The sequence below is a fragment of the Amycolatopsis keratiniphila genome (assembly GCF_000400635.2).
In the GTDB taxonomy this organism is placed as follows: Bacteria; Actinomycetota; Actinomycetes; order Mycobacteriales; family Pseudonocardiaceae; genus Amycolatopsis; species Amycolatopsis keratiniphila.
The window spans coordinates 1,169,200-1,193,513 of sequence record NC_021252.1 but is presented as its reverse complement, the minus strand read 5'-3'; the positions used below and the strand labels follow the sequence as shown (position 1 = coordinate 1,193,513).

The window sequence follows — 24,314 nt, the reverse complement described above, 5'->3', positions numbered from 1 at the left end:
CGGAATGGGAGCAGGGGACCTTTGCTACCACTTTGGGCCGGGGGTGTGTGGAAATAGGGACGTTGAGTGTCCCTGTTTCCACACACCCCCTACTCCGCGTGGTGACCGTGTGGATCTTGTTGCGTTGGGTGACCCGAAATCCACGCAGTCGCCAAGACGGGAGCAAGGGACCTTTGCTGTCACGGGGGCACTGTGTGGATTTTGGGACATCTGACGTCCCAAAACCCACACGGTCCTCACGCCGGGGAGCAAGGGACCTTTGCCACCACCCCGAGACGACACGGAACCGAACCCGCTCGCCTACGTCATACTCCTGAAGCCGGATCACCAAAGCGCACGGGGAGCGACGATGTCCGCCCAGATGGAACAACTGATCGCCCAGTTCGAGAACTTCCAGGCCAAGGTGCGCCAGGCCGAGGCTCGCTTCGCCGAGGTCGGCGACATGCAGGAGCGGATCGCGCAGGTCGAGCACTCCGTGACCTCCCCGTCCGGCGAGGTCACCGTCGTCGCCGGCGCGGGCGGGACCGTCACCGACCTCCGGCTCAGCGCGGGCGCCATGCACCTCGAAGCGGGCCACCTGTCCTCGGTGATCATGAGCACCCTGCGCAAGGCCGTCGCCGGCGCCGCCCGGCAGCAGGCCGGGATCGTGGACGACACGTTCGGCGAGGCGTTCGGCGTCAACACGGCGGAGCAGGTTCGCGAGGCACAGGCCGAGGCGTTCGGAACCGTCGAGGAAGAACCGGCGTCACAGCAGCAGCAACCGCAGCAGCCCGCCCGTCCGGCGCGCCGCCCCGCCCCGCGGGACGACGACGACTACTTCGACGACGGCTCCTTCCTGCGCCGCAGCTGACCGAACCGACCGAGGGACTCCCACGATGTCAAAGGGAATCGAGACGAATATCGCGGCGATCGCCGCGTACGCCCAGAAGCTCCCCTATTACGAGCAGGAAGCGGAGAAGTTCGGCGCCAAGATCGACGCCGCCGACGTGACCGACGAGGCGTGGGGCATCGTCGGGATCTGGGCCAAACAGGGCTACACCGATCGCCTCGGCGAACTCCGTTCGCTGATGAACGACATGAAGGACGGCGTGGACGGGTTCATCTCCAAGCTGAACAAGGCCTCCGAGATGTACCGGGGCATCGAGGAAGCCGGAAAAGTCGAGTTCGGCAAGCACGCGGCGACCATCGACGAAACGCTCGGAAAGTAGGGGTCATGACCGAGGAGAAGTCGAGCATCGCCGACGGGCTCAACGTCCAGGCGTACGACGAGAGCATGAGCGCGAACCTCGATCGCGCGATGGGGCACGTGCCGGTGGCGGGCACGATCTACAAGTCGGGCAAGTCGATCGCTTCGCACGCCCAGCAGGCCGCCGAGGCGGACAACCCGGCCGAGCTGGCGTCCGCGGGTGCCGCGCTGGTCGGTGACGGGGCCGCGTTCGTCGGCGCCGCCGCGGCGGACATGGTCACCTTCGCGATGGACCCGATCGGCTGGCTGGTCAGCCACGGGCTGAACATGCTGCTCGAGCTGGTCCAGCCGCTGCAGGACGCGTTGCACCAGGTCACCGGCGACGGTCCGGCGATCGGGCACGCGTCGGAGAACTTCGTGACCCTCGCGAACGGCTTCGTCGCCCTCGCCGACGACTTCGAGAAGACCGGTGACGCGGCGCTCGCCGAGTGGGTGGACGACGCGGGCAAGGCCGCGAAGGAAGCACTGGGCGACTTCTCCGCCGGGATCCGCGGCGTCGGCTCCGCCGCCGGATCGGTGGCCGAGGTGCTGCAGATGTGGTCGATGGTCATGGTGGTCATCGAGGAGCTGATCAAGGGCATCATCACCGAGCTGATCTCGTGGCTGATCACCATCTGGCTGCCCGCGCTGGCCGCGTCGGTGATCAGCTTCGGCAGCTCGGTCGCCGCCGCGATGACCGCGTCCATCGCCAAGGCCGCCAGCGTGCTGCAGAAGGTGACCAAGTACCTCGGCAAGTTCGGCAAGCTGCTCGACACCTTCATCGAGTACCTCGCGAAGTACGCGACCAAGGTCGTGGACATGACGAGGAAGTTCCGGATCGGTACCTACGCCGGTGAGTCGAAGTTCTCGCTGGACGTCCTGGAGAACACCGCCGGGGTCGCGCTGACCCCGAGCAACCGGGTGCTCACCACGATGTTCGGCACCTCGGTCGGCGCGCGCCCGCTGGTCTCCGGCGCGGCCGTCAAGGGCGGCATCGGAGCCGGGAAGGCCGCGTACACCGAGGGCAAGGAAGCCGTGACGCCGGACGGGGAGAACGAGCCGTGGTTCAACAAGAGCGAGATCGGCGGGGACAAGAGCCCGGAGGAGACGCGGGGGAACCTCGACATCTGAGCGAGTCCCGGCAGCGGGCGGCGGAAAAGATCTTCGCGCACCAGGAGCGCATGGAAGACAAGGCGGACAAGGCCCTGGTCCGTCCCGGCTTCCGTGAACGGGTCGAGGAATTGATGGCCGCCCAGTGGCGCGAGCCGGTCATCGTGCTGCGGCTGGGCGACAGCGATCTGGGTTTCGACGTGCCCGGCAGGCGCCTGGACGGCACGGTCAAGGGGAAGCGGCTCGTCCGGCGGTTCTTCTGGAACGTGTTCCGCGGTATCGGCGGCGCGTTCGTCTACGTCTTCGCGCTGCTGAACGGTGCGGGCAGTGGCGGCGGCAAGGGCGGTCACCCGTTCCAGCGAGAAATCCGGGTGAAGGGCCCCGCGAACGCGATGGCGCTCGAGCCCGCCGATCGGGTCCGGAAGGCGAGCGGGCCCTGGCTCGTGTGCTCGCCGTCCGCGATCGCGGTGGTGGACACCGGTTCGACCTACCGGGACCCGGCCGACGCGCCGCCGCCGGAGATCCTCTGGCAGGCCCGGAAACCGCAAGCGCCCGAGATCGACTTCCGCAAGCGCGTCCTGACTTGGCCGGACGGTTCGAGTTTCGCGTTCACCCTGCACGGCCGCACCGAGGAGCGGTATCTGCGGGAGCGGTTCGAGTTCCCGGACACGATTCACTGGACCGGACGGCCGGACGCCTCGAAGTAGCTCGTCGGTACAGCTGGTCGTGAGTGGCGTTTCGGGTTAGAACCCGAAACGCCACTCACGACCAGCTGTACCGACCTCGGGAAGTAGTACGGACGAGCCGGCGTGTAAGCCGGATCCTGTCCCCGCCCCGCCTTGCGGCGGCACGGGTGGCGGCCATCCATCTAGGCCCGCCGTCGCCGGCGGGCTCGAGCGGCCTACCCGCAGGCTCGGGCGGGCAGCCCTCGATCGCCTGCGCAGGAGCCTCGCGGCTCCCTCTTGGCCTTGCTCCGGGTGGGGTTTACCTAGCCGTCCTGGTCACCCAGGACGCTGGTGGTCTCTTACACCACCGTTTCACCCTTACCTCCGCCCGCGAAGCGAGCGGAGGCGGTCTGTTTTCTGTGGCACTGTCCCGCGGGTCGCCCCGGGTTGCCGTTAACAACCACCCTGCCCTGTGGAGTCCGGACTTTCCTCGAACCGGTTTCCCGGCTCGCGGCCGCCCCGCCGACTCGTCCGTCGGCGAATCCTACTGCACGGGTCCGGGCAGGCAGTTCAGGTTGCGCCGCCCGTCGGGTTGGACCACGAACCACAGGTGGTCGGTGCCCTGCCCGGTCCATTCGCCGGGCCGGGCGTTGGCGAACTTGTAGAGCGGCCAACCGGCCAAAGTCACCTGTTCGGCGCCTTCGGGACGTTTGATGGTGTCGACCAGCGCCGGATCGATGCCGGTCACCAGGGGCGTGCCGGAGGTCGTGACGGGGGTCCACACCGCGGCGCAGTCCCCGAGGCACGCCGAACGGGCTTTATGCGGGTTGTCGCGTTCGTAGCGGAAGAGCACGGCGCCGGTCTCGTCGAGGACGGCTTGCCCCATCCGGGTCATGTAGACGGCGGTGAGCCGCGTGCCGGGCGGAGGGTCCGTCGGAGTACTGGCGCGCGAGGTGACGGGTTGCGACACCCGCGGGCTGGGGAGCGATTCCGTCACCGGAGCCTGAGCCGTGAGCGAAACGGGGTCACCCGCCTGCCACCACATCGCGGCGCCCACGACGAGCGCCGCGATGACGGCGAGCATGGTCAAGCGCGATCGGCGCATCGGGCGTCTCCGTTTCTCCCGGGTGGCTGACGGGGTTCTGTTCCGCGATCTCGTTGGTCCAGTGGAGGACGGCGGACGGGCTGTCGAGGCCGACGACGCCGACGAGCCGCCCCTTGCGGACGAAGCCGGTGACGGGCCGTTCGCCACCGACGGGTGAAGCGAGCGCGACGGTGTCGGTGCCGAGCTTCGGGATGCCACCCGCTTGGATGCGCATGCCGTGCTGTTCGGACCAGAACCGCGGCACCGGCGCGAAAGGCCGCGAAGCCTGCGGGCCGGCGAGGAGGTTCTCCGCGGCCGCCCGGCCCATCTCGACGGCGTTGAGCCAGTGCTCGACCCGCCGCGGCGTCTCGTCGAAGCGCAGGTTCGGCCACTGGGCGACGTCACCGGCCGCGACGATGTTGTTCATCCCGAGCACGTGACAGGTCGGTGAGCAGACGACGCCGTCGTCGAGCGGCAGCTTCGCCCCGCGCAGCCACGAGATCGACGGCACCGTGCCGACAGCCACCACGACACACGAGACGTCCAGGATCCAGCCGTCGGACGACCGCAGCCGCAACCCGTTCGGCGTGGTCTGCCAGCTGTCGATGGACGCGCCCAGCGCCAGCCGCACCCCACGCGACCGGTGCAGCGCCGAGAGCTTCTGCCCGATGTGCTTGCCGACGACCTCGCCGAGCAGATGCGCCGACCGGCCGATGACGGTCACCTCCCGGCCGATCTCGCGCAGGCTGGCGGCGACCTCACAGCCGATGAACCCACTGCCCAGCACCGCGACCGGCCCGTGGTCGGCGGCCAGGTTGTCGCGCAGTTCCGCGGCGTCGGCCAGGGTCCGGACGACGACCACCCGCGGATGTCCGTGCGGCACCCCGGAAATCCTTCGCGGTTCGACGCCGCTGGCGATGACGAGCCCGTCGTAGGGCAGCTCTTCCGCCCCGGGCAGATGGACGACCTGGCGCCCCGGTTGCAGATGGGTCGCCGGGGTGTTGAGCCGCCATTCGGCGTCGATCTCGTCGGGCCGGGCGAGCATCGTCTCCGCCGGGCCGGTGGCGCCGGTCAGCAGTTGCTTGGACAACGCCGGCCGGTGATACGGCGGCTCCGGCTCGTTGCCGACGATCACCAGTTCGCCGTCGAACCGCAGTTCCCGCAACCGTTCCGCACAGCGCAGCCCGGCCAGCCCGCCGCCGACCACGACGATCCGTTCGCTCATCGTTCCGCCCCCTGCAATCGGATCGCCCGCATCGGGCAGGCTCTGGCCGCGGCTTGTACGAGCGGTACCTGTTTGGCGCCGGGTTTCCGGAGGTACCGCAGCTGTCCGTCGCCCTGCAATTGGAAGACCTGCGGTGCTTCGGCCTGACAGATGGCGTAGCGGTGGCACTTCTTGTCGTCGACGGAGATCCGGACCGGTTCGGCCCGGCGGGTCCCGCCTTCGAGCAGCCCCAGCAGGACCAGCGCCCGCGGCGGGAGCACCCGCAGCACGGTGAGCACCACGGCCGGGGTGAGCACGGTGATCCCGCCGAGCCAGACCGTCGCGAGGTTCCCGTTCGCGGACGCGCCCAGCCACGAGTGGATCGCCAGCAGGCCGACCGCGAAGTAACCGGCCTGATGGAACCGCTGCCCCCGGAGGTCGGCCGCGCCGCGGCGCACCGCCGCGGTGACCGCGAGGGCGATGAACAGTTCCAGCCCGACCACGCCGGCCGCGTGCCGGGCGAGCCCGCCGCCGGCGAACGGGATCAGCAGCGCGAGGACGCCGAACGAGTCGTCGTCGAGGAACAGATAGGACAGTCCATGGACGACACCGGTGGCGAGGCTGAACACCGCGAGCACGACGTGACCTCCGCGCAACGCCTCGTGACCGGTGACGCGCCTGATCCAGCCGGTGGCGCTCAGCACGCCCCACACCAGCGTCAGGCACATCGTCACGTAGGCGAACCGGGCCGACAGGGCGGCGATGTCCCGCACCCCGCTGTCGTGCGGCGACGGGGCCGGGATGACCGCCAGGAGCGCGGCGCTCATCCGCGCCTGCCCGATGCCCCGAGCACCCGGACGAGCCCGAAGGTCGCGCCCCCGGCGATCCCCGCCATGAGCACGCCGAGCGCGATGTCGCCGCCGCCGAGTTCGTCACCGTCGCCGGGAGCGACCATCAGTGAGGTGGTCTCGGCGATCCCGGTGCTTTCGAGCAGGGTCATGTGCCGCATGACGGTCTCGACGGCGGTTTGGGCGAAGGACCGCATCGCGTCGTCACGGGTGGCGGCCCGCACCTGCGAGGCGAGACCGAAGACGCTCCCGTGCGCGGCGCGGGAGCGATTGACGTAGAGGCGGTCGAAGTCGGCACCGGCGGCTCCGGTGATCTCGTCGCTCCAGGAACGCTGTTCCTCGGTGGGCTCGGCGGGGAGTTCGACGCGGACCTTCGAAGCGAGCGCGCGGACCTGGGCGTCGAGCCGGTCGTGGTCGTCGGCGAGTTTCCGCCCGACCTCCCGTACCCGCTGCCCGCTCCCGCGCTGTTCCGCCTGACGACTGATCGGCCCTTCCCACAAACTCCCTTGGCGGACCCGCACGAGCAGTTCCCGGTCATGGGCGTCGATTTCCGCGAAGGCGTGGGTGGGCGTTCCAGCCCATATCACCAAGCAGGCGATCACCAGTCCGAACAGTCGATAGATCATTTCACCCGTCCCCGTCCTCGAAGTGCCTCACTGGGAGTACGGCGAACCGGAGCGGCCGGTTCGATCTAGCCGGAGCAGGCCAGTGTGATGTGCATCACACAACATATTTAGAACCGTTTATCACCGCGATACGTACCGGCCGGCTAAATGTAAACGAATCACTACTGCACATGGCTCACGGCGATAGTCTGCGCTACGGTGTACGAACCCGTGAAATCCTCCACCGCCGGGGAGGTGGCGAACTTTATGGAAGCAGTGGGCAGAGGATGCCGGTTCGATGGCGGCCATCGGCCGGGCGAGGTTCCAGACGAGTTCATTTCGGTGCTGTACAAGGATTTCCGGGACACCCTGTTCGGGCAGGTGATGTACCTGACGGGCCATGATCAACAATGGACGGAAGACGTCGTCCAGGAAACACTGATCCGCGCCTGGCAGCATTCGGACACGTTGAACCGCGAGCCGGGAATGTTACGTGGCTGGCTGCTCACGGTCGCCAAGCGGATCGTGATCGACGGCTGGCGAAACCGGCGTGCCCGGCCACAGGAGGTCGAGCTGGACAGTTCCGAAAACGCCGAAATAGCGGACCGGACCGAACAGTCACTGTCCGCACTCGTCATTTCCGAGGCGCTGCGTTATCTGGACAGCAAATATCAGGCTGTCATCTACGAGACGTATCTGACCGGGCATACGGTCCGGGAGGCGGCGGTGATATTGGGGATCCCGGAGGGAACGGTCAAATCACGGCTGTACGCGGCCATGAAGACATTGCGACGGTCGTTAGGAGAACTGGGGTCCCGATGAGGAAGCGAAAGGTGAAACACACCGATGTGGCGGCGTACGTACTCGGTGTGCTCGACCGAGCGGAGGCACACGCCTTCGAAAGGCATTTGAAGGGTTGCGCGCGATGTGGACGGCAGGTCGCGGAATTCGCGTCGGTGGAAGACGCGCTGGCGAGGGCCGATCTGCGCTACCTGTCCCCCGTCGCCGCGCGATGTCGCGGCCGGCTGTCGATGATCACGGCCAACCTGGTCGTGCTCTTCCTGGCGTGCGTCGTCGCGGCCTTGATGTCGTCGCAACGATCGTCCCGGCGGATCTCGTCGGATGCGGACATCCCGGCTCCTGCTCCCCTCGACGACCAGCGATCACTCCCGTTACCGCTTACATGCGAGTAGTCTGCCGCAAGCCGACACGAAGGTCTCTACGGTGCATACCGAAGTAAATCCCGAGAGTCCCTTCGGCGGGCCTTCGGTACCGAAGCGCCGCGCCGCCGGGTTACTGGGTCGAGACGGCGAACTCGACACGATCACCGGCCTGTGCCGCGCCGCCCGGCAGGGCCGCGCCGTCAGCGCGGTGGTGGTCGGCGAGTTCGGGATGGGCAAGTCGTCGATGCTCACCGCGGCCGGTGAGCTCGCCGAAGCGGCCGGATTCACCGTCGCGATCGCCACCGCGTCCCGGCTGGAAACCCACCTGACCGGAGGTGTCGGCCGTCAGCTGGTCGAAGGGCTCACCCACGCGCCCGCCGAGCCCGGATCGCCGCGGCCGCGCACGCCGCACGCGACCGAAATCCTGCCGGATCACCCGCCCCGGACCGAGCGGGAACAGACGGAGGCGCTCGACGCCTTCTTCCACACCGTCCGCCACGCCGCCGAACAGGGACCGGTCTTCCTCGGCATCGACAACATCCACCTCGCCGACCCGTGGTCGATGCGCTGTCTCGCCTACATCCGGCATCGGGTCGAGCAGTTGCCGGTGCTGGTGGTGCTGACCTCGTTGATCGGGCACTTGCAGACCGGCGAGGTCGCCCTGCTGGAGATGTCCGGCTGCACCCCGGCGACGATCCGGCTGCGCGGCCTCGGGACCCGGCACGTCGCCGAGTTCCTCCGGGTCTCCGCCGGGCGGTTCGCCGAGGAATGCCGCGAGGTCACCGGCGGCAACCCGTTCCTGCTCGGCGCGCTGCGCCGCCGCCTGGTCCCGGGGATGGACCTGGCCACCGCGGGATCGGCGATGATCGGCGAGGTGCTGCGGGTCCGCATGCACGAGTACACCGCCGCGCCGAAAGTGCTCGAAGCCGTCGCGATCCTCGGCGAGGACGCGAGTTTCGACCTGCTGGCACAACTGGCCGGGGTCGACGAGAGCACGGCGCTGGAGGCCATCGACACGATGGTGCGCGTGCACCTGCTGACCAACAGCCACCGGCCGTCGCTGACGTACCGGTTCGTCCGCAACTCGGTGCTCGCCGACATGCCGCTCACCACCAGGGCCGTCACCCAGGCACGGGCGGCGCGGCTCCTCCACGACGCGGGTGCCGCGCCGGAACGGGTCGGCGTCCATCTCCTGGAGGCGACCGCGATCAGGATCCCGTGGGCGGTCGACGTCCTGCGGCTGGCCGCGCGGCATTCGGTGATCGAGGGCGACCCGGAGCTGTCCGTCCGGTTCCTTTCGCGTGCGCTCGAAGAACGGCTCAGCGAACGCAAGCGGATGGCGATCCTGCTCCAGCTCGCGCACGCGGAATTCCACTGCGACCCGGATTCGGCGCCGGCCAGGGTGCGCGAGGCCGTCGACCACATCGACGACCGGGACACCGCGGCCTTCGTCGCGACGGCCATGATCCTTTCGCTGTGCTGCGGCCCGGACGCGCGGCTGGCGATCAACTCCGCCGGCCAGTTCGCCGCGCGGCTCGACGCGGGCGGGCGCGACGCCGTCTGGCCGCTGCTGTGCATGACCTATCTCGCCGAAGCCGGCAGCAGGCTCGGGCCACCGCCGGACTTCCGCGACTTCGAACAGCAATGGGCGCCGCTGAACGATCCCGCCGCGCAACAGAGCCGATCCGGTCTGCTCGCGCTCGACACGGTGCGCGAGGGGAAGTCGTCGGCGAACGCCGTCCGGCATTTCGGGGAGGCGTTGTCCGGAGAGCAGCCCGAACTGTTCGAACAGCCGTATTTCTTCACGCTCGCGACGGCCGCGCTCGCCGACGAACCCGCGCTCACCGACAAGCTCTGCCAGGTGCTCGACACCGAACGCCTGCCGTGGGACTTCCACGTGCCGAAAGGCGCCCTCGCCACCCTCGCCCGCGGGATCGCCCTGCAGGCGGGCGGCGACCTGGTGCGCGCGAGTGTCCACTTCGAATCGCTGGTGCGGCAGTTCGACGAACGCGGGGTCACCAGCCGATGCCCGATCGCGGTGCTCTGCGCGGCGAGACTGATCGAGGTCTCGGTCGACCTCGGCCGCCACGACATCGCGAAAACCCTGCTGGACCGCATCGATTTCGGGGCCACACAAGCACTTTTCACGCACAACTACCTGCTCTACGCCCGTGGCAGGCTCCGTGCGGCCACCGGCGAACCGGAGCTCGGGTACGAAGACCTGCGTGGCTGCGGCCGCCGTCTGGAGCACCACGGCATGCGCTTCCCCGGCTTCGCCCCTTGGCGGGCGCACGCCGCCCGCACCGCGCTGGCGCTCGGCCGCACCGACGCGGCGGCCCGGCTCGCCGAAGAGGATCTCGAGGCCGCGGAACGCTGGGGAGCGCCGAGGATCCTCGGCGGCGCGCTGACCACGGCAGGCCTCGTCCGCGAGGACGAAGAGGGCGAACGCCTGCTCACCAAGGCCGTCGACGTCCTCGGCGAGTCGACCGCCAAACTCGCGTTGGCCGAGGCGCTCACCGAACTCGGCGTGCTGCAGGCCCGGCACGGGCAGGCCGAGAAGGCGGTCGGCACGCTGCGGATGGCCGCGCGGTCGAGCAAGCACTGCGGGGCGCGGCCGCTCGCGCGACGGGCCGCCGAGGCGCTGCGGGACGCGCGGACGAGTCTCGCCACGGCGAAGGACAACGAACACGGTCTCACCAAACAGGAGTACCGCGTCGCGCTGATGGCGTCACAAGGTCTCACCAACCGGGAGATCGCCGAAGCACTGCACCTGACCCGCCGCACCGTCGAACTGCATTTGTCCGGCGCCTACCGGAAACTGGGGATCACCGGGCGCACCGAATTGAGTTCCGCGCTCGGGCGGTCTCAGCGCGTGGACGCCGATTGACGGTATCCGGGGGCAGCGGGTTCACTCCGCCGCATGCCGGAAATCGCATCCGAACCACTCAAATTCGCCTATTGGGTCCCCAATGTGAGCGGCGGTCTGGTCACCAGCGACATCGAGCAGCGCACCGACTGGGGATACGAGTACAACCGGGATCTCGCCGTCCTCGCGGAGAACAGCGGCTTCGAGTACGCGCTGAGCCAGGTCCGCTACACGGCCAGCTACGGTGCCGCCTACCAGCACGAATCGACCGGCTTCAGCCTCGCGCTGCTGCTCGCGACGCAGCGGCTGAAGGTGATCGCGGCCGTCCATCCCGGACTGTGGCATCCCGGCGTGCTCGCGAAGTTCATCGCGAGCGCGGACGTGATCTCCGGCGGGCGCGCGGCGGTCAACGTGGTCAGCGGCTGGTTCAAGGACGAATTCACGAACCTCGGCGAACCGTGGCTGGAACACGACGAACGGTACCGTCGCTCGGAAGAATTCATTCGCGTGCTGAAGGAACTCTGGACGAACGACCACGCCGAATTCACCGGCGATTTCTATCGGATCCACGATTTCGACATCAAGCCCAAACCGGTCGGGCGGCCGCATCCGGAGATCTTCCAGGGCGGCAACTCCACCGCGGCGAGGAAGCTCGCGGGCCGGGTCTCCGACTGGTACTTCAGCAACGGCAAGGACTTCGACGGGTTCAGCGAGCAGGTCGAGGAGGTCCGCGGCTACGCGGCCGCGAACGACCACGCCGTCCGCTTCGGGCTCAACGGCTTCGTGATCGCGCGGGAGACCGAGAGCGAGGCGAAGGCCGTGCTGCGCGAGATCGTCGAGAAGGCGAACACCGAGGCCGTCGAAGGCTTCCGCGGCGCCGTCAAGCAGGCGGGAAGCTCCACATCGGACAAGAAGGGGATGTGGGCCGACTCGGAGTTCAAGGATCTGGTGCAGTACAACGACGGCTTCCGCACCGGGCTCATCGGCACGCCGGAGCAGATCGCGGACCGGGCCATCGAGTACAAGAAGCGCGGGGCGAACCTGCTGCTGCTCGGCTTCCTGCACTACCTGGAGGACGTCGAGCACTTCGGGAAGCACGTGCTGCCCGTGATCCGGGAGAAGGAGGCCGCCCTCGAACGCGTTTAGTGGACGTAGACGGTCTGGCCCGGGTGCATGGTCGGGCCGCAGTCCTTGAGCGGGCCGCCGAAACGCGCCTTCTCCACGTCAGGCATGGTCTTCGCTGCGTAGTCCCGCACGGCCTTCAGCTTCTCCGGACTGGAGACGGCGTCCTTGCGCACGAAGTCGCCGTTACGCGGCCCGCTGCCCGGGTACACGAAGATCGGCTCGTAGTCACGATCGACCCGCGGGTCGACCGTGATGCCGTTGCCCGCGGCCCATGGGCCCCACGAGTGGATGAAAGTCGGCTTGACCTTGTCGAACACGTAGTCGCGCAGCCCCGGCAGGTCGCCCTTCTTGAGGAAGTCCGCGACGTCCGCCTCGACCAGCCCGGCCATGTCGACCAGGTGCAGGCGGCTGGTCATCGACGAGCCGCCGAGGTCCGGCAGCAGCAGCGACGCCTGCTGCAGGCCCAGGATGTCGGCCATGGTGTTGAAACCGCGGCCGAAGCGGTCGGCGATCAGGCACGCGGGCACCGTCGGGACCTCTTGGAACTTCTTCGACGCCGACGCGAAGCCCATCCCGGACGGGATCGCGGCCGCCACCAGCACGAGCACCACGACGATCCGCAGCACCGCCCGCGAACGACGCATCAGTTCACCGGCGGCCAGCGTCCCCGCCAGCACGGAGAGGATCCAGATCGGGGTCGCGAACCGGTGCTGGCCCATCCAGTCCGGGACCATCACGCCGTACGCGATGATGCCCAGCGCCAGCGGCACCAGCAGCGCGATCAGCGCGCGCCGCCATTCCGCGCGGACCAGCGCGTACCCGATGGTCAGCGCCAGCAGGATCGTGCCGGCGACACCGGCGTAGCCGACCAGCTCGAACGGCTGCTTCAGCGCCGAAAGCCCGGGCAGCCCCTGTCCCTTGGCGATGGACGGGTTCGCCAGCAGCCTGCCGAACTCCGTGATCCGCCAGGCGAGGTACGCCCCGAACGGGATCGCGAACGCGACCACGGACACCACGACGAGTTTGACGCTCTGCCCCAGCAGCGGCTTCCGCAGCTGGAACAGGACGACGAGCGGGTACGCGCCGCCGTAGATCAGGCCTTCGGGGCGGGTCAGCGCGGCGAACGCGACCAGGATCCCGGACCAGACGGCGACCTTCGCGGTGAGCAGGGTGTCCTTGCGCACGGCCACGAACAGCAGCGCGGCGAGCCAGGCGACGGCCATCCCGAACAGCGAGTTCTCCAGGCCGGAGATCGTCCAGATGACGAACGACGGGATCGCGGCCAGCGTCAGCCCGACGACCAGCGTCGCCAGCCACGCGAAGCGCGCGAAGATCTGCTTCGCCGCGATGTGGCAGGCGGCCAGCGTCCCGGCGGTGAACAGGAGCCCCAGCAGCTTCGGGAACAGCACGTAGTCGGGAAGGCCGAACAGCATGCCGCTGTCGAAGACGCCGACGAGCTTGCCGAGCACCAACGCCACCAGCCACGTCGAGTTCGACCAGCCTTCGACCGACGGCTGCCCTTGCTGCAGCACCGGCCCGAGGCCGTCGGCGAAGCTGCGCGCGTAGGAGAAGGTGATGGCCGCGTCGTCGACGATCCAGTGGCCGTAGAGGGTGGCGTGCCAGGCGACGGCCGCGACACCGGCGAGAACCGCCAGGTACGGCGCGACACGGGCGGCCAGGCCACGACGGGCCGGCGTCTCCGCCGGGTCGGGCACGTCTTGTTCGGAAGCTTCGCTGAGTGCGCTCGCCGTCATGTCCCCGTCTTTGCCTTTTCGCTCACGTGCCGTCGCCGAAACTGTAGCCAATACCCCATCGGCCGCCCGCGACACGTCATATCCAGGCGTGATCCGCGCCACATTCTCCAGGCTAGGAGAGGTGCGAAATGTCGTTCACCAGCCGGACCGAGGCGTTGCCGTCCGGATAGAACTCGACGATCGACAACGAGGCCAGGTCCAGGTGCAGCCGGAACAGCAGCGACGGCCCGGCGTCCAGGCCCATCCGCAGCAGCGCCTTGATCGGCGTGACATGGCTGACCAGCACCAGCGTCCGGCCGCCGTACTTCGCGATCAGCTCGTCGCGGGCCTTGCGGACCCGCCGGTGGACGCCGTCGAAGCTCTCCCCGCCCGGCGCCGCGATCGAGGTGTCGGAAAGCCAGCTGGTCTGGAATTCGGGGTCGCGGTCCATGGCCTCCTTGAAGGTGAGGCCCTCCCAGTCGCCGAAATCGGTCTCGATCAGCCCGGGGTGGGTCTCGACCCGGCCGCCGAGCGCGTCCGCGATCGCCTGCGCGGTCTGCTGGGTGCGGATCAGCGGCGAGGCGATGATCGGGGCGACCTCGCCGTCGACGACCAGGCCCTCCATCGCGCCGAGGCGTTTCGCGGCGGCGGCCGCCTGCTGCTTGCCGTGCTCGGTGAGGGGCACGTCGCCGCGGCCGGAGTACCGCTTCTCGACCGACATCGCCGTCTGGCCGTGCCGCACGAGGAGCAGTTTGGTCGGGGTGCCGGTCGCGCCGGTCCAGCCGACGGGGCTGACCCTGTCCTGTTTCACGGTCTTCTTCGGCGCTTCCGCCTGCTTCCCGGCGTCCATCGCCTCGTTCGCGAGCCCGTCCGCGTGGGAGTTCTCCGCGCGCGGGATCCACTCGTAGCGCACGCGCGAGAACCGCGCCGCCAGCTCCTTGGCCTCGGCGTTCAGCGGCTGCATCGACGGGTGCTTGACCTTCCAGCGCCCGGACATCTGCTCCACCACGAGCTTCGAGTCCATCCGGACGTCCACTGTGGACGCTCCGAGCTCGGCGGCCGCGGCGAGCCCGGCGATCAGGCCGCCGTACTCGGCGACGTTGTTGGTCGCGATGCCGACGTAGGCCTTGCGCTCGGCGAGCACCTCGCCGGTGGCCGCGTCCTTCACGACCGCGCCGTACCCGGCGGGCCCCGGGTTGCCCCGCGAACCGCCGTCGGCCTCGACGAGCACGTGGTCGGTCACAGGCCGGACTCCAGCGTGCGCACCAGGATGGCGCCGCAGTTCTCGCACTGGATGACGTTGTCCTCCGGGGCCGCCTTGATCTCGGCGATCTCACGGCGGTCGATGTCGAGCTGGCAGGCACCGCAGCGGCGGGCCCGCAGCAGCGCCGCGCCGATGCCCTTGTGCGCGCGGACGCGCTCGTAAAGCTTCAGCAGGTCTTCCGGGAAGCGCGGCAGGAGCTTGGCGCGGTCTTCGTCGCGGCGTGCCTTCGTGGTGTCGAGGTCGGTGAAGTGCTCGTCGCGGCGGCTGACGGCTTCGGCGACCTCGCCCTCGGCCTTCGCGACCTCGGCGCTGGTGCGCTGGGCGTCGAGTTCGAGCGCCTCACGGCGTTCCATCAGCTCCAGCAGGTCGTCCTCCAGCGCGGACTGACGACGGCTGAGGCTGTTCAGCTCGTGCTCGATGTCGGTCATCTGCTTCGCCGCGACGGAACCGGATTCGAGGAGTTTGCGGTCGCGGTCTCCGCGAGCGCGCACCGACTCGATCTCCTTCTCCTGGCGGGCGATCTCGCGGTCGAGGTCGGACGCCGCCGTCTGGACCGAGACCAGCGCGTCACGTCGTTCGCGCACCGTCTTCTCGCCCGCGTCGATCTCGGCGATCTCCGGCAGGGTGCGGCGACGGTGGGCGGTACGCGCGAGTTCCGCGTCCACCTTCGCGAGTTCGAGCAGCTGGCGCTGGACGGCGGGGTCGGCCTTCACGGTGCTCCTTGGAGTTCTTAGTGCTCGGTTCGGGTGGCCCGTAGCGTCCACGGGTCGGTGCACCGCGTGGAGACGTGAACGTCGACGTTACCCGCAAACGCGGCACGGACGACGCCCGAGGCTTGCTCGCACCACGGCCACTCGCTCGCCCAGTGGGTGACGCCGACCAGGGCGGGGACTTCGGCGATGTCGGCGAGGTGCTCGCCGGCGGGATGATGCCGGAGATCGGCGGTGACGTACGCGTCGACCCCGGCGGCAGTGGCGCGCTTGAGATAGCTGTCGCCGGAACCGCCGGAAACGGCGACGCGGCGGATCGGCCGGGCCGGATCGCCCGCGCCGTAGACGCCGGGCTCCGTGCGGGGCAAGGCGTTCGCGACGCGTTCGACGAAAGCGGAGAACGGTTCGGGCGCGGGCAACTCGCCGATGCGGCCGATGCCGGTGACCCCGTCTTCGCGCGGGTCGAGCGGGCCGAGAACGGTCAGGCCGATGGCGTCGGCGAGCGCGTCGGAGACGCCGGGGGACGCGGAATCGGCGTTGGTGTGCGCGCAGTAGAGGGCGACGCCCGCGCGGATCAGGCGGTGCACGAGGCGCCCCTTCGTGCTGTCCGCCGGCACGCCGTGGACTCCGCGCAGCAGCAGCGGATGGTGCGCGACGATCAGCTGCGCGCCCCCGGCGATCGCCTCGTCGACGGTCTCGTCGACCGGGTCGACACAGAACAGGACCTTGTCCACGTGCTCGGCCGGGTCGCCGCAGACGAGCCCGACGGCGTCCCACGATTCGGCGAGTTCGGGCGGATACGCCTGCTCCAGGGCGGCGATGACTTCGGCTAGCGCGGGCACCCGGGGATTTTCGCATGTAGCGTTTACGGGCATGCGACTTCGGGTGCTCTGTGCCGCTTCGCTGCTTCTCGTGGCGCTACCCGCGCCGGCCTCGGCGTCTCCGGGCCTCTGGGAACTGACCGACCTGGCCGCTCAGCGCGTGCAGATCGCGGACAAGGTCGCGGCCGCGAAATTCGGCACGCCGTCGCCGATCGACGACCCGGTGCGCGAACAGCAGATCCTCGACTCGGTCGCCGCGAAGGCACCCGGCCTCGGCCTCGACCCGGCCGGGGTGGTGCGGTTCTTCCGCGACCAGATCGAGGCGAACAAGGTCGTGCAGCGCGGCCTGTACGCGCGATGGACCGAGCACCCCGGCACGCGGCCGCCCGGACGACCCGATCTGGGGACCGAGGTGCGGCCGGTGATCGACCGGCTCAACACCGGGCTGCTCGCCGAACTCGCGGAGACCCGGGCCGCGCGGGCGCGGCGGTCGTGCGACGTGCGGCTCGCGGTCACGGTGCGGCTGACCGACGCGCGGCGCGGGCTGGACCGGCTGCACTCCGGGGCGCTTTCGGAGGCCGTGCGGTCGGCCTGCTCACGCTCCTGACCTGGGGATAAGGAGCAAGGGACCTTTGCTACCACCCCGACTCAGTCCAGGGCCTTCGCATCCTTGCTGATCGCCCAGCGGCCGGCCGCGCGCATCACGCGCCCCGTCCACAGCACCGCGCGATAGGCCTTCGTCGTCTGGTCGGGGATGTCGGGCCGGACGACCTGGTACGGCGCGACGGACGCGCTCGACCGCACGTGCAGCGGCATCCTGGTCATCGCCTCTTTCGGCGATCTCGCCTGGACGAAGTGGTGCTCCGACAGGATCCGCCCGACCTCGTAGGGGTGCGGAAGCTTGACGGTGATGCGGTACCAGCGGAGCCCGGTTGCCGGCGACTCGACGCTGGGTGTTGGTGCGCTCATACGCGACCTTCCTGCGTGTTTCCCTCCAGGAGGTCTACTCCCGCTTCGTCCCGGCTTTCCAGCTTCGCGCGCCCGGTAGCCGTTCGGAGCCGGTGAGCGGTCGATCTCCACCGGCCTTCACACTGATCAGGTGCTGCACATCGTCTTCGTCTGTTCCGGCAACATCTGCCGCTCCCCGATGGCCGAGCTCGTCTTCCGCGCGAAGGCCGAGGAGGCGGGTCTCGATCACCTCGTGCAGGTGTCCAGCGCGGGCACCGGCGGCTGGCACGTGGGCGAGGCCGCGGACAAGCGGGCCCGCGCGAAGCTGGCCGAACACGGGTACCCGACCGGCCATGTCGCGGCCGAGGTCGACCGCGGACATCTGGCCGCCGACCTGCTGCTCGCGGCGGACGCAGGGCACCTGGCGTTCCTGAAGCGCAAGGTGTCGGATCCGGCGAAGGTCCGCCTGCTGCGCGAGTTCGATCCGGCCGCGCCCGAGGGCGCCGAGGTCCCGGACCCGTACTACGGCGAAGACGACGGTTTCGAGGACGTCCTCGGCATGATCGAGCGGGCCGTTCCGGGCCTGCTCGACTGGGTGCGCGCACACGCCTGAGGCCGACCGCTTACCGTGGTGGGGTGCGGTTGAAGTTCCTGCTGAAGCCCGGGTGGCTGGCATTGACGTTGGTGGTGTTCACCTTCGCCATCACTTGCTTCACCCTGCTGGCGCCGTGGCAGTTCTCCCGCAACACCGAACGCGAGCACCAGAACGCGGCGCTGCGGGAGTCGTTCTCCGGGCAGCCGCGCTCGCTGGAGGAGCTGCTGCCCAATGGAGCCGTGCCTGATCAGCGCACCGAATGGCATCTGGTCGCGATGAAGGGCACGTACCTGCCCGAGGGCGAGGTCATGGCGCGTCTGCGCTCCGTACAGGGCGAAGCGGCCTTCGAGGTCCTGACGCCGTTCCGGACCGTCGAGGGCACGATCGTGCTGGTCGACCGCGGGTACGTCCGGCTCGACGACAAATCGCGCGCGCTCCCCTTCGCCCCGCCTCCCGCCGGAACGGTCGACATCGTCACGCGGGCGCGTCACGACGAGAAGGACGGGAAGAACCGCGACGCCTTCGCCGACGAGTCGACCGGCGGGAAGCTGCAGAGCTACGTCGTCGATTCCCAGGTCGTCGCGCGGGCCGCGAAGCTGGACATCCGTCCGGGTTACTTCCAGCTCGACGTGAACCAGCCCGGCGTGCTGGGCGCGCTGCCGCTGCCGCAGACCGACGCCGGACCGTTCTTCTCCTACGCCCTGCAGTGGATCGCGTTCGGCGCGATGGCACTGATGGGATGGCTGTACTTCACCGTCCGCGAGCTGAAACCGGGCGGCGCGCTGGCCACGGAGCGGCCACAGCGGCGCAAGAGCGTCGCCGAGATGCTGGCCGAGGATGAACGTTCCGAAGTGGCCACCTGATTCGACCCGAAAATGGACCTTTCGCAGGTCCATTTCTCGTGTTCCGCTTCGGGCATGCTGATTCACCCGTGGGACGCCGCCCACGACGACGCCGAATGGCGGGCCTGGCTCTCGACGCACGACTTCGGCCAGCTGATCGCCGGCGGCGCGGGCCGTGACCTGCCGATCGTCAACCCGGTGCATTTCGTCTATGACGGCGACCGAACGGTCCTGCTGCACCTCGCCCGCCCCAACCCGGTCTGGCCACTGCTGGAGGAACACCCGCGCGCGCTGCTCGCGGTGATCGACGACCACACCTACATCCGCTCCGGCTGGAACACCCCGGCCGACCCGCCGCACGGGGTGCCGACGTCGTATTACTCGTCGGTCCAGCTCGAATGCGACGTCCGGCTGATCGACGACGCCGCGGAGAAGGCCGCGCTCCTGGACCGGCAGCTCGCGCATTTCGAGCCCGGTTCGGACAGGCTGGGGGTAAGCGTGACCGAGGCACCGGACAAGCGGCTGCTCCCCGGCATCCGCGGGGTCGAACTGACCGTGACCGGGGTGCGGGCGAAGTTCAAGTTCGGCGGGAACAAGCAGCCGGCCGACCGGTCACGGATCGACGCGGAGCTCGCGCGGCGCGACGGGCCGATGGACGCACGGGCGCGGGCGCAGCTGGCGCGGCGGGAGCGGTAGCAAAGGTCCCTTGCTCCCTTTTGCGTCACGCCGCCAGGATTGCCCACGGCACCGTGTGGATTTTGGGACGTCAGATGTCCCAAAATCCACACGGTGACAGCAAGGGTCCCTTGCTCCCCGTCTCAGCGACTGTGTGGATTTCGGGTCACCCAACGCAACAAAATCCACACGGTCACCACCCCGCAGTAGCGCGTGTGCGGAAATAGGGACACTCAACGTCCCTAATTCCACACACCCCCGCCCCAAAGTGGTAGCAAAGGTCCCCTGCTCTCTTTCCGCAGGTCAGCACCGTCGCCGCAGCCCGACGAGACCCGCCAGCACCACCGAGCTGATCGCGCCCAGCCACCCGACCACCCGCGAGAGCTCCACGGCCCGCGTCACGTGCCCGGCGTCCGGGTTGCGCCCGATGCCGAGCACCGGCAGTTCCTCGACCCCGTGCGGATACACCGTCCGCCCGCCGACCCGGATCTCCAGCGCCCCGGCGAAAGCGGCCTCGACGCGGCCGGCGTTCGGGCTCGGGTGCGCGGTGGTGTCCCGCCGCCACGCCCGCCACGCGCCGCCGGCCGAGCCGCCGACGACCGGGGCCGCGAGCACGGTCAGCCCGGCCGCGACCCGCGTGGGCACGAGATGGACGATTTCATCCAGCCGGGCGACGAGCCACCGGTACCGCTCGGGGCGCCCGCGGCCGATGCCGCGCAGCAGGCTGATCGCGCGCGAGCCCAGCAGGCCGGGGACACCGGCCAGCGCTCCCCACACCAGCGGCGCGATGACGACGTCCGCGGTGTTCTCGGCGAGGGTCTCCACCGAAGCACGCGAGAGGCCGATGACGCCGAGGTCGTCGGCGACCCGAGGGTCCAGTGTGGACAGTGTGCCGCGCGCGGTCTCGAGTTCGCCTTCTTCGAGGTCCCTGGCCAGTGAGGTGCCGTGCGCGGCCAGTCCGGCGGCGCCGAGGACGGCCCAGGTGGTCACCGCGGTCGTGGTCGCCTGGAGGACGGGACTGCGCCGCCCCGCCCGCTCGGCGAGCACGCCCGCCAGCACGGCGGAGCCCGCGAGGCCGCCGGTCCACAGGACACCGGCCACCGGGTGTTTCGACCGGACCTTCGCGTCCACCGCCGAAGCCGCCCTGGCGAACGCCGTCACCGGACGCCGCGACCGAGGGTCCCCGATCGCCCCGTCCGCGGCCACCCCCAACACCAAGCCGATCGCGCGCGCCGCGCTCACCGTCGCCCCCTGCATGCAGTATCCCTCGAAGACCTGCAGAGATTACTCGAAGATCATCCGTCCAGAAGGACGGCCATCTCGTCACGCGCCTGGATGACGATGTCCCGCATCGCGCGTTCGGCCCGGTCGGGGTCACCGGCGTCGACGGCCACCGCGACCTCGACGTGCAGGGCGACAGCCTCGGGCTGCGGCTCCTCGGGCATCAGCCCGTGCCCGGTGCGCCCGGCGAGCACTTCGGCGACGACCGCCGAAAGCTGCGCGAACATCGGATTCCGCGACGAGGACAGCAGCAGATCGTGGAAAGCGACGTCGTGCCCGAGGAACGTGTCGAGGTCCCGCCGGTGCGCCGTCTCCTCAAGCCGCTTCGCCAAAGCCCGGAGACGGCCGCCCTCCTCCGGCGTCGCCCGCAGCGCGGCGTACCGGGCGGCGCACGGCTCCACGCCGGAACGCAGTTCGGTCAGGGTGCGCAACGCGGTCTTCCGCTCGGAGCCGTCGAGTTGCCAGCGGAGCAGCCTCGGGTCGTAATGGTTCCACTCGCTCGGCTCGCGCACGATCACCCCGACCCGGCGTTTGCTGCTGGTCAGGCACATGGTTTCGAGGACGCGCACCACCTCGCGCGCGACCGTGCGCGAGGCGCCGAACCGCTCTTGGAGCTCCTCCGAGCGCAGTACGGAGCCCGGCGGGAGCTCCCCGTTCGCGATCGCGGAGCCGAGCGCGTCGAGCACCTCGGCATGCCTGTCGTTGCCCACCAGGCGACTCTAACGTTCTGACTCGATTAAGTAGTACTTGATGTTGCTTAAGTAGTACTTTTGAGCTGTACTCGTCCCGGCTACAACGACGTGGGAGGTACGGATGACCGTCATCGTGGTGATGGGCGTTTCCGGCTCGGGGAAGACGACCGTGGGCACGGCACTCGCCGAACGCCTCGGCGTCGACTACGCCGAAGCGGACACGTTCCATCCGAAGGCGAACATCGACAAGATGAGCTCCGGCCACCCGCTGAACGACGAAGACCGGCACCCCTGGCTCGAAGCCATCGCCACCTGGATCCGGGACCACCAGTGCTCCGGCGGCGTCGTCACGTCTTCCGCGCTCAAGTATCGCTACCGCGACATCCTGCGCAGCGGCGGGAAAGTCTGGTTCCTGCACCTCCACGGCGACCGCGACCTGCTCGCCAATCGGATGAAGACCCGCTCCGGCCACTTCATGCCGGTGTCCCTTTTGGACTCCCAGCTCGCCGACCTCGAACCGCTTCAGCCGGACGAGCACGGCCTCGTCGCCGACATCGCGAAGAAGCCGGCAGAGATCGTCGAAACCGCCCTTTCCGTTTTCAAGGACCGCTGATGACCACCACCCTCGCCGCCGCCTGGACCGGACACGACACCCGCCTCATCGGCGCGACGGTGCTCGCCATCGCCGTGATCGTCGTCCTGATCACCAAGGCGAAGCAGCATCCGTTCCTGGCCCTCATCCTCGGCTCCGGCGTGCTCGGGCTCGTCGGCGGCATGCCGGTGGACAAGCTGATCAAGAGCTTCAGTTCCGGCGTCGGCTCCACCGTCGCGTCGGTCGGCGTGCTGATCGCGCTCGGCGCGATGCTCGGCAAGCTGCTCGCCGATTCGGGCGGCGCGGACCAGATCGTCGATACCATCCTGCGCCGCGCGGGCGACCGCGCCCTGCCCTGGGCGATGGCGCTGGTCGCCGCGCTGATCGGGCTGCCGATGTTCTTCGAGATCGGCCTGGTCATGCTCATCCCGGTGATCCTGCTAGTCGCCAAGCGCACCGGGAAACCGTTGCTGATGCTGGGAATCCCCGCGCTCGCCGGGCTTTCGGTGCTGCACGGCCTCGTCCCGCCGCACCCCGGCCCGCTCGCCGCCGCGGGCGCGCTGAACGCGAACGTCGGCCTCACCCTGGCCTTCGGCCTGCTCGTCGCGATCCCGACGGTGATCATCGCCGGACCGCTGTTCGGCAGGCTGGCCGCGAAGATGGTCCCGGACGCCGTCGCGCCGGAGCGCCTCATCCCGGAATCGTCCTCTTCGGACGGACGGCGGCCGGGTTTCCTCGCGACGCTGTCCACGGTGCTGCTGCCGGTCGTGCTGATGATGGGCAAGGCGCTCGCGGACATCCTGCTGGAGAAGGAGAACCACGTCCGCCGCGTGCTCGATTTCATCGGCGACCCGCTGGTGGCGCTGCTCGCCGCGGTCCTGCTCGGCATGCTCACCCTCGGCAAATCCGCGGGCTTCACGCGGGACAAGCTGTCGTCCACGGTGGCCGATTCGCTGCCGCCGATCGCCGGCATCCTGCTCATCGTCGGCGCGGGCGGCGGGTTCAAGCAGACCCTGGTCGACGCCGGGGTCGGCAACGTCATCACCAGCCTGGCCACCGGCGCGAACCTGTCGCCGCTGCTCCTCGGCTGGCTGGTCGCGGTCGCGATCCGGCTCGCCACCGGCTCCGCGACGGTCGCCACCGTATCCGCCGCGGGCATCGTGGCGCCGCTCGCGGCGACCATGGATCCGTCGCACAGCGCCCTGCTGGTGCTGGCGATCGGCGCGGGTTCGCTGTTCTTCTCCCACGTCAACGACGCCGGGTTCTGGCTGGTCAAGGAGTACTTCGGGCTTTCGGTCGGGCAGACGCTGAAGAGCTGGTCGATCATGGAGACGGTGATCTCGGTGGTCGCGATCGCGCTGATCCTGCCGCTCGGTGCCTTGTTGTAGCTCCGGCTTGACACGTGACCTTTTAGTCACCTATTCTTCCGACGTGCCCGACGACGACCTGGTTTTCAAGGCCCTGGCGGATCCGACTCGCCGGTTCCTGCTCGACCAGCTGTTCGCACGTGACGGCCGGACGCTGACCGAGCTCGAGTCCGAAGTGGACATGAGCCGGTTCGGCGTGATGAAGCATTTGAAGCTGCTGGAAGAAGCCGGACTTGTCGTCACGCGCAAGGAGGGCCGGGAGAAGAAACATTTCCTCAACCCGGTGCCGATCCGGCAGATCCACGACAGGTGGATCGACAAGTTCACGGAGCGCAACGTGACCGCGTTGCTCGACCTCAAAGCCGAACTCGAGACCGAGGAGCCCTCATGACCGACACCCAGGTCTACCGCGTGTACATCAAGGCCACCCCGGAGAAGATCTGGGACGCCATCACGAAGCCCGAGTGGTCGCGGAAGTACGGCTACACCGGCCTGGTCGACTTCGACCTGCGGCCGGGCGGCAAGCACGTCACCCATCCGACGCCGGAGTACGTCGAAGCGGGCTTCACCAACGATTTGGTCGACGGCGAGGTCCTGGAGGTCGACCCACCTCGCAAGCTGGTCATCACCTGGAAGCTCCTGATGGACCCGTCCTTCGACAAGGAGCCCTACACCAAGCTCACCTACGAGATCGAAGAGACGAAGACCGCGGGCACCCGGCTGACCGTCACCCACGACGTCACCGACGCGCCCACGACGGCCGCCCTGGTCAACGGCTCGCAGGAGGACATCAACGCCGGGCCGGGCGAGAACGCCGGCGGTGGCTGGGCCTGGATCCTGTCGGACCTCAAGACGCTGCTGGAGACGGACGAGCCGCTCGTCCCCGCCGCCTCCTGAGC

Annotated in this window: 27 protein-coding genes and 1 other RNA gene; 16 read left to right on the top strand and 12 right to left on the bottom strand. The window is 69.1% G+C overall.

All coding sequences use genetic code 11. The features are described 5' to 3' along the window. Positions 1 to 349 precede the first annotated feature (349 nt). From AORI_RS46890 to AORI_RS46875, 4 genes are read left to right on the top strand one after another with little or no spacing between them, the layout of a single operon-like run. The gene (locus AORI_RS46890; RefSeq protein WP_016331577.1) at positions 350 to 850 is read left to right on the top strand and encodes a YbaB/EbfC family nucleoid-associated protein; all 501 of its coding nucleotides are present in this window, start codon (positions 350 to 352) and stop codon (positions 848 to 850) included. Between the two features lie 25 nt (positions 851 to 875). Next, positions 876 to 1,208, top strand: a complete 333-nt coding sequence (locus tag AORI_RS46885; protein ID WP_016331576.1) for a hypothetical protein — start codon at positions 876 to 878, stop codon at positions 1,206 to 1,208. 5 nt (positions 1,209 to 1,213) lie between these two features. Beyond that, the gene (locus AORI_RS46880) at positions 1,214 to 2,356 is read left to right on the top strand and encodes a hypothetical protein (protein ID WP_016331575.1); all 1,143 of its coding nucleotides are present in this window, start codon (positions 1,214 to 1,216) and stop codon (positions 2,354 to 2,356) included. A gap of 50 nt (positions 2,357 to 2,406) precedes the next feature. Next, positions 2,407 to 3,042 carry a hypothetical protein gene (locus tag AORI_RS46875; protein ID WP_016331574.1) on the top strand — a complete coding sequence of 212 codons (636 nt, stop codon included), beginning with the start codon at positions 2,407 to 2,409 and terminating at the stop codon, positions 3,040 to 3,042. A gap of 89 nt (positions 3,043 to 3,131) precedes the next feature. Here AORI_RS46875 and rnpB read toward each other — a convergent pair. From rnpB to AORI_RS46855, 5 genes are all read right to left on the bottom strand, one after another. Beyond that, positions 3,132 to 3,530, bottom strand: an RNA gene (gene rnpB / locus AORI_RS82590) — RNase P RNA component class A. A gap of 14 nt (positions 3,531 to 3,544) precedes the next feature. Further along, entirely contained in the window at positions 3,545 to 4,105 is a 561-nt protein-coding gene (locus tag AORI_RS46870) for a COG4315 family predicted lipoprotein (protein ID WP_228688305.1), read from the bottom strand. Then, positions 4,026 to 5,309 (bottom strand): NAD(P)/FAD-dependent oxidoreductase, encoded by a 1,284-nt coding sequence (locus AORI_RS46865; protein WP_016331572.1) that lies wholly within the window; start codon positions 5,307 to 5,309, stop codon positions 4,026 to 4,028. The genes AORI_RS46870 and AORI_RS46865 overlap by 80 nt, the downstream gene beginning before the upstream one ends. After that, on the bottom strand, positions 5,306 to 6,115 hold the full coding sequence (locus AORI_RS46860; protein ID WP_016331571.1) for a ferredoxin: 810 nt from the start codon (positions 6,113 to 6,115) through the stop codon (positions 5,306 to 5,308). The genes AORI_RS46865 and AORI_RS46860 overlap by 4 nt, the downstream gene beginning before the upstream one ends. Then, positions 6,112 to 6,762, bottom strand: coding sequence for a DUF4142 domain-containing protein (locus AORI_RS46855; RefSeq protein WP_016331570.1), 651 nt, complete (start codon positions 6,760 to 6,762; stop codon positions 6,112 to 6,114). The genes AORI_RS46860 and AORI_RS46855 overlap by 4 nt, the downstream gene beginning before the upstream one ends. Positions 6,763 to 7,008: 246 nt before the next feature. Between AORI_RS46855 and AORI_RS46850 the strand changes: the two genes are divergently transcribed. The 4 genes from AORI_RS46850 to sfnG are packed head-to-tail and all read left to right on the top strand — an operon-like array spanning position 7,009 to position 11,916. Further along, positions 7,009 to 7,563, top strand: a complete 555-nt coding sequence (locus AORI_RS46850) for a sigma-70 family RNA polymerase sigma factor (protein ID WP_016331569.1) — start codon at positions 7,009 to 7,011, stop codon at positions 7,561 to 7,563. An 11-nt stretch (positions 7,564 to 7,574) separates the two neighbouring features. Then, complete coding sequence (locus AORI_RS46845) at positions 7,575 to 7,934, top strand: anti-sigma factor family protein (RefSeq protein ID WP_228688304.1); 360 nt, start codon at positions 7,575 to 7,577, stop codon at positions 7,932 to 7,934. A 31-nt stretch (positions 7,935 to 7,965) separates the two neighbouring features. Continuing rightward, positions 7,966 to 10,791: a BREX system ATP-binding domain-containing protein gene (locus AORI_RS46840; protein ID WP_016331567.1), complete on the top strand. Its 2,826-nt coding sequence runs from the start codon at positions 7,966 to 7,968 to the stop codon at positions 10,789 to 10,791. Positions 10,792 to 10,824: 33 nt separating this feature from the next. Beyond that, positions 10,825 to 11,916, top strand: coding sequence for a dimethylsulfone monooxygenase SfnG (gene sfnG / locus AORI_RS46835; protein ID WP_016331566.1), 1,092 nt, complete (start codon positions 10,825 to 10,827; stop codon positions 11,914 to 11,916). Here sfnG and AORI_RS46830 read toward each other — a convergent pair. The 4 genes from AORI_RS46830 to AORI_RS46815 form a co-directional block, all read right to left on the bottom strand. Further along, on the bottom strand, positions 11,913 to 13,649 hold the full coding sequence (locus AORI_RS46830; protein ID WP_016331565.1) for a hypothetical protein: 1,737 nt from the start codon (positions 13,647 to 13,649) through the stop codon (positions 11,913 to 11,915). The two genes, sfnG and AORI_RS46830, sit on opposite strands and share 4 nt — an antisense overlap. A gap of 112 nt (positions 13,650 to 13,761) precedes the next feature. After that, positions 13,762 to 14,871 carry a bifunctional RNase H/acid phosphatase gene (locus tag AORI_RS46825; protein ID WP_016331564.1) on the bottom strand — a complete coding sequence of 370 codons (1,110 nt, stop codon included), beginning with the start codon at positions 14,869 to 14,871 and terminating at the stop codon, positions 13,762 to 13,764. Continuing rightward, positions 14,868 to 15,605, bottom strand: coding sequence for a zinc ribbon domain-containing protein (locus AORI_RS46820; protein WP_016331563.1), 738 nt, complete (start codon positions 15,603 to 15,605; stop codon positions 14,868 to 14,870). The genes AORI_RS46825 and AORI_RS46820 overlap by 4 nt, the downstream gene beginning before the upstream one ends. A gap of 17 nt (positions 15,606 to 15,622) precedes the next feature. After that, positions 15,623 to 16,444 carry a Nif3-like dinuclear metal center hexameric protein gene (locus AORI_RS46815; RefSeq protein ID WP_016331562.1) on the bottom strand — a complete coding sequence of 274 codons (822 nt, stop codon included), beginning with the start codon at positions 16,442 to 16,444 and terminating at the stop codon, positions 15,623 to 15,625. A gap of 31 nt (positions 16,445 to 16,475) precedes the next feature. Between AORI_RS46815 and AORI_RS46810 the strand changes: the two genes are divergently transcribed. Beyond that, entirely contained in the window at positions 16,476 to 17,030 is a 555-nt protein-coding gene (locus tag AORI_RS46810) for a chorismate mutase (protein ID WP_016331561.1), read from the top strand. 41 nt (positions 17,031 to 17,071) lie between these two features. Here the strand turns inward: AORI_RS46810 and AORI_RS46805 are convergent, their stop codons facing one another. Continuing rightward, a complete protein-coding gene (locus AORI_RS46805; RefSeq protein ID WP_016331560.1) occupies positions 17,072 to 17,392 on the bottom strand; it encodes a hypothetical protein in 321 nt (106 codons plus the stop codon). A gap of 130 nt (positions 17,393 to 17,522) precedes the next feature. Between AORI_RS46805 and AORI_RS46800 the strand changes: the two genes are divergently transcribed. From AORI_RS46800 to AORI_RS46790, 3 genes are read left to right on the top strand one after another with little or no spacing between them, the layout of a single operon-like run. Next, positions 17,523 to 17,984 carry a low molecular weight protein-tyrosine-phosphatase gene (locus AORI_RS46800; protein WP_016331559.1) on the top strand — a complete coding sequence of 154 codons (462 nt, stop codon included), beginning with the start codon at positions 17,523 to 17,525 and terminating at the stop codon, positions 17,982 to 17,984. 23 nt (positions 17,985 to 18,007) lie between these two features. Continuing rightward, positions 18,008 to 18,829 carry an SURF1 family cytochrome oxidase biogenesis protein gene (locus AORI_RS46795; protein WP_016331558.1) on the top strand — a complete coding sequence of 274 codons (822 nt, stop codon included), beginning with the start codon at positions 18,008 to 18,010 and terminating at the stop codon, positions 18,827 to 18,829. A 54-nt stretch (positions 18,830 to 18,883) separates the two neighbouring features. Continuing rightward, positions 18,884 to 19,504 (top strand): FMN-binding negative transcriptional regulator, encoded by a 621-nt coding sequence (locus AORI_RS46790; RefSeq protein ID WP_043848588.1) that lies wholly within the window; start codon positions 18,884 to 18,886, stop codon positions 19,502 to 19,504. A gap of 282 nt (positions 19,505 to 19,786) precedes the next feature. Here AORI_RS46790 and AORI_RS46785 read toward each other — a convergent pair whose 3' ends face one another. Both AORI_RS46785 and AORI_RS46780 read right to left on the bottom strand, forming a co-directional pair. Further along, positions 19,787 to 20,740, bottom strand: a complete 954-nt coding sequence (locus tag AORI_RS46785) for a cobalamin biosynthesis protein CobD/CbiB (protein ID WP_016331556.1) — start codon at positions 20,738 to 20,740, stop codon at positions 19,787 to 19,789. A gap of 38 nt (positions 20,741 to 20,778) precedes the next feature. After that, entirely contained in the window at positions 20,779 to 21,474 is a 696-nt protein-coding gene (locus AORI_RS46780) for a FadR/GntR family transcriptional regulator (protein WP_016331555.1), read from the bottom strand. Positions 21,475 to 21,577: 103 nt separating this feature from the next. Here AORI_RS46780 and AORI_RS46775 point away from each other — a divergent pair, with 103 nt between their 5' ends. Genes AORI_RS46775 through AORI_RS46760 form a run of 4 tightly spaced genes read left to right on the top strand, consistent with a single transcriptional unit; the run spans position 21,578 to position 24,312 of the window. After that, a complete protein-coding gene (locus AORI_RS46775; protein WP_016331554.1) occupies positions 21,578 to 22,069 on the top strand; it encodes a gluconokinase in 492 nt (163 codons plus the stop codon). Next, positions 22,069 to 23,436: a GntT/GntP/DsdX family permease gene (locus AORI_RS46770; protein WP_016331553.1), complete on the top strand. Its 1,368-nt coding sequence runs from the start codon at positions 22,069 to 22,071 to the stop codon at positions 23,434 to 23,436. The genes AORI_RS46775 and AORI_RS46770 overlap by 1 nt, the downstream gene beginning before the upstream one ends. Positions 23,437 to 23,479: 43 nt before the next feature. Then, on the top strand, positions 23,480 to 23,806 hold the full coding sequence (locus AORI_RS46765) for an ArsR/SmtB family transcription factor (protein ID WP_016331552.1): 327 nt from the start codon (positions 23,480 to 23,482) through the stop codon (positions 23,804 to 23,806). Further along, a complete protein-coding gene (locus tag AORI_RS46760; RefSeq protein WP_016331551.1) occupies positions 23,803 to 24,312 on the top strand; it encodes an SRPBCC family protein in 510 nt (169 codons plus the stop codon). The genes AORI_RS46765 and AORI_RS46760 overlap by 4 nt, the downstream gene beginning before the upstream one ends. The last annotated feature ends 2 nt before the right edge of the window (positions 24,313 to 24,314 follow it).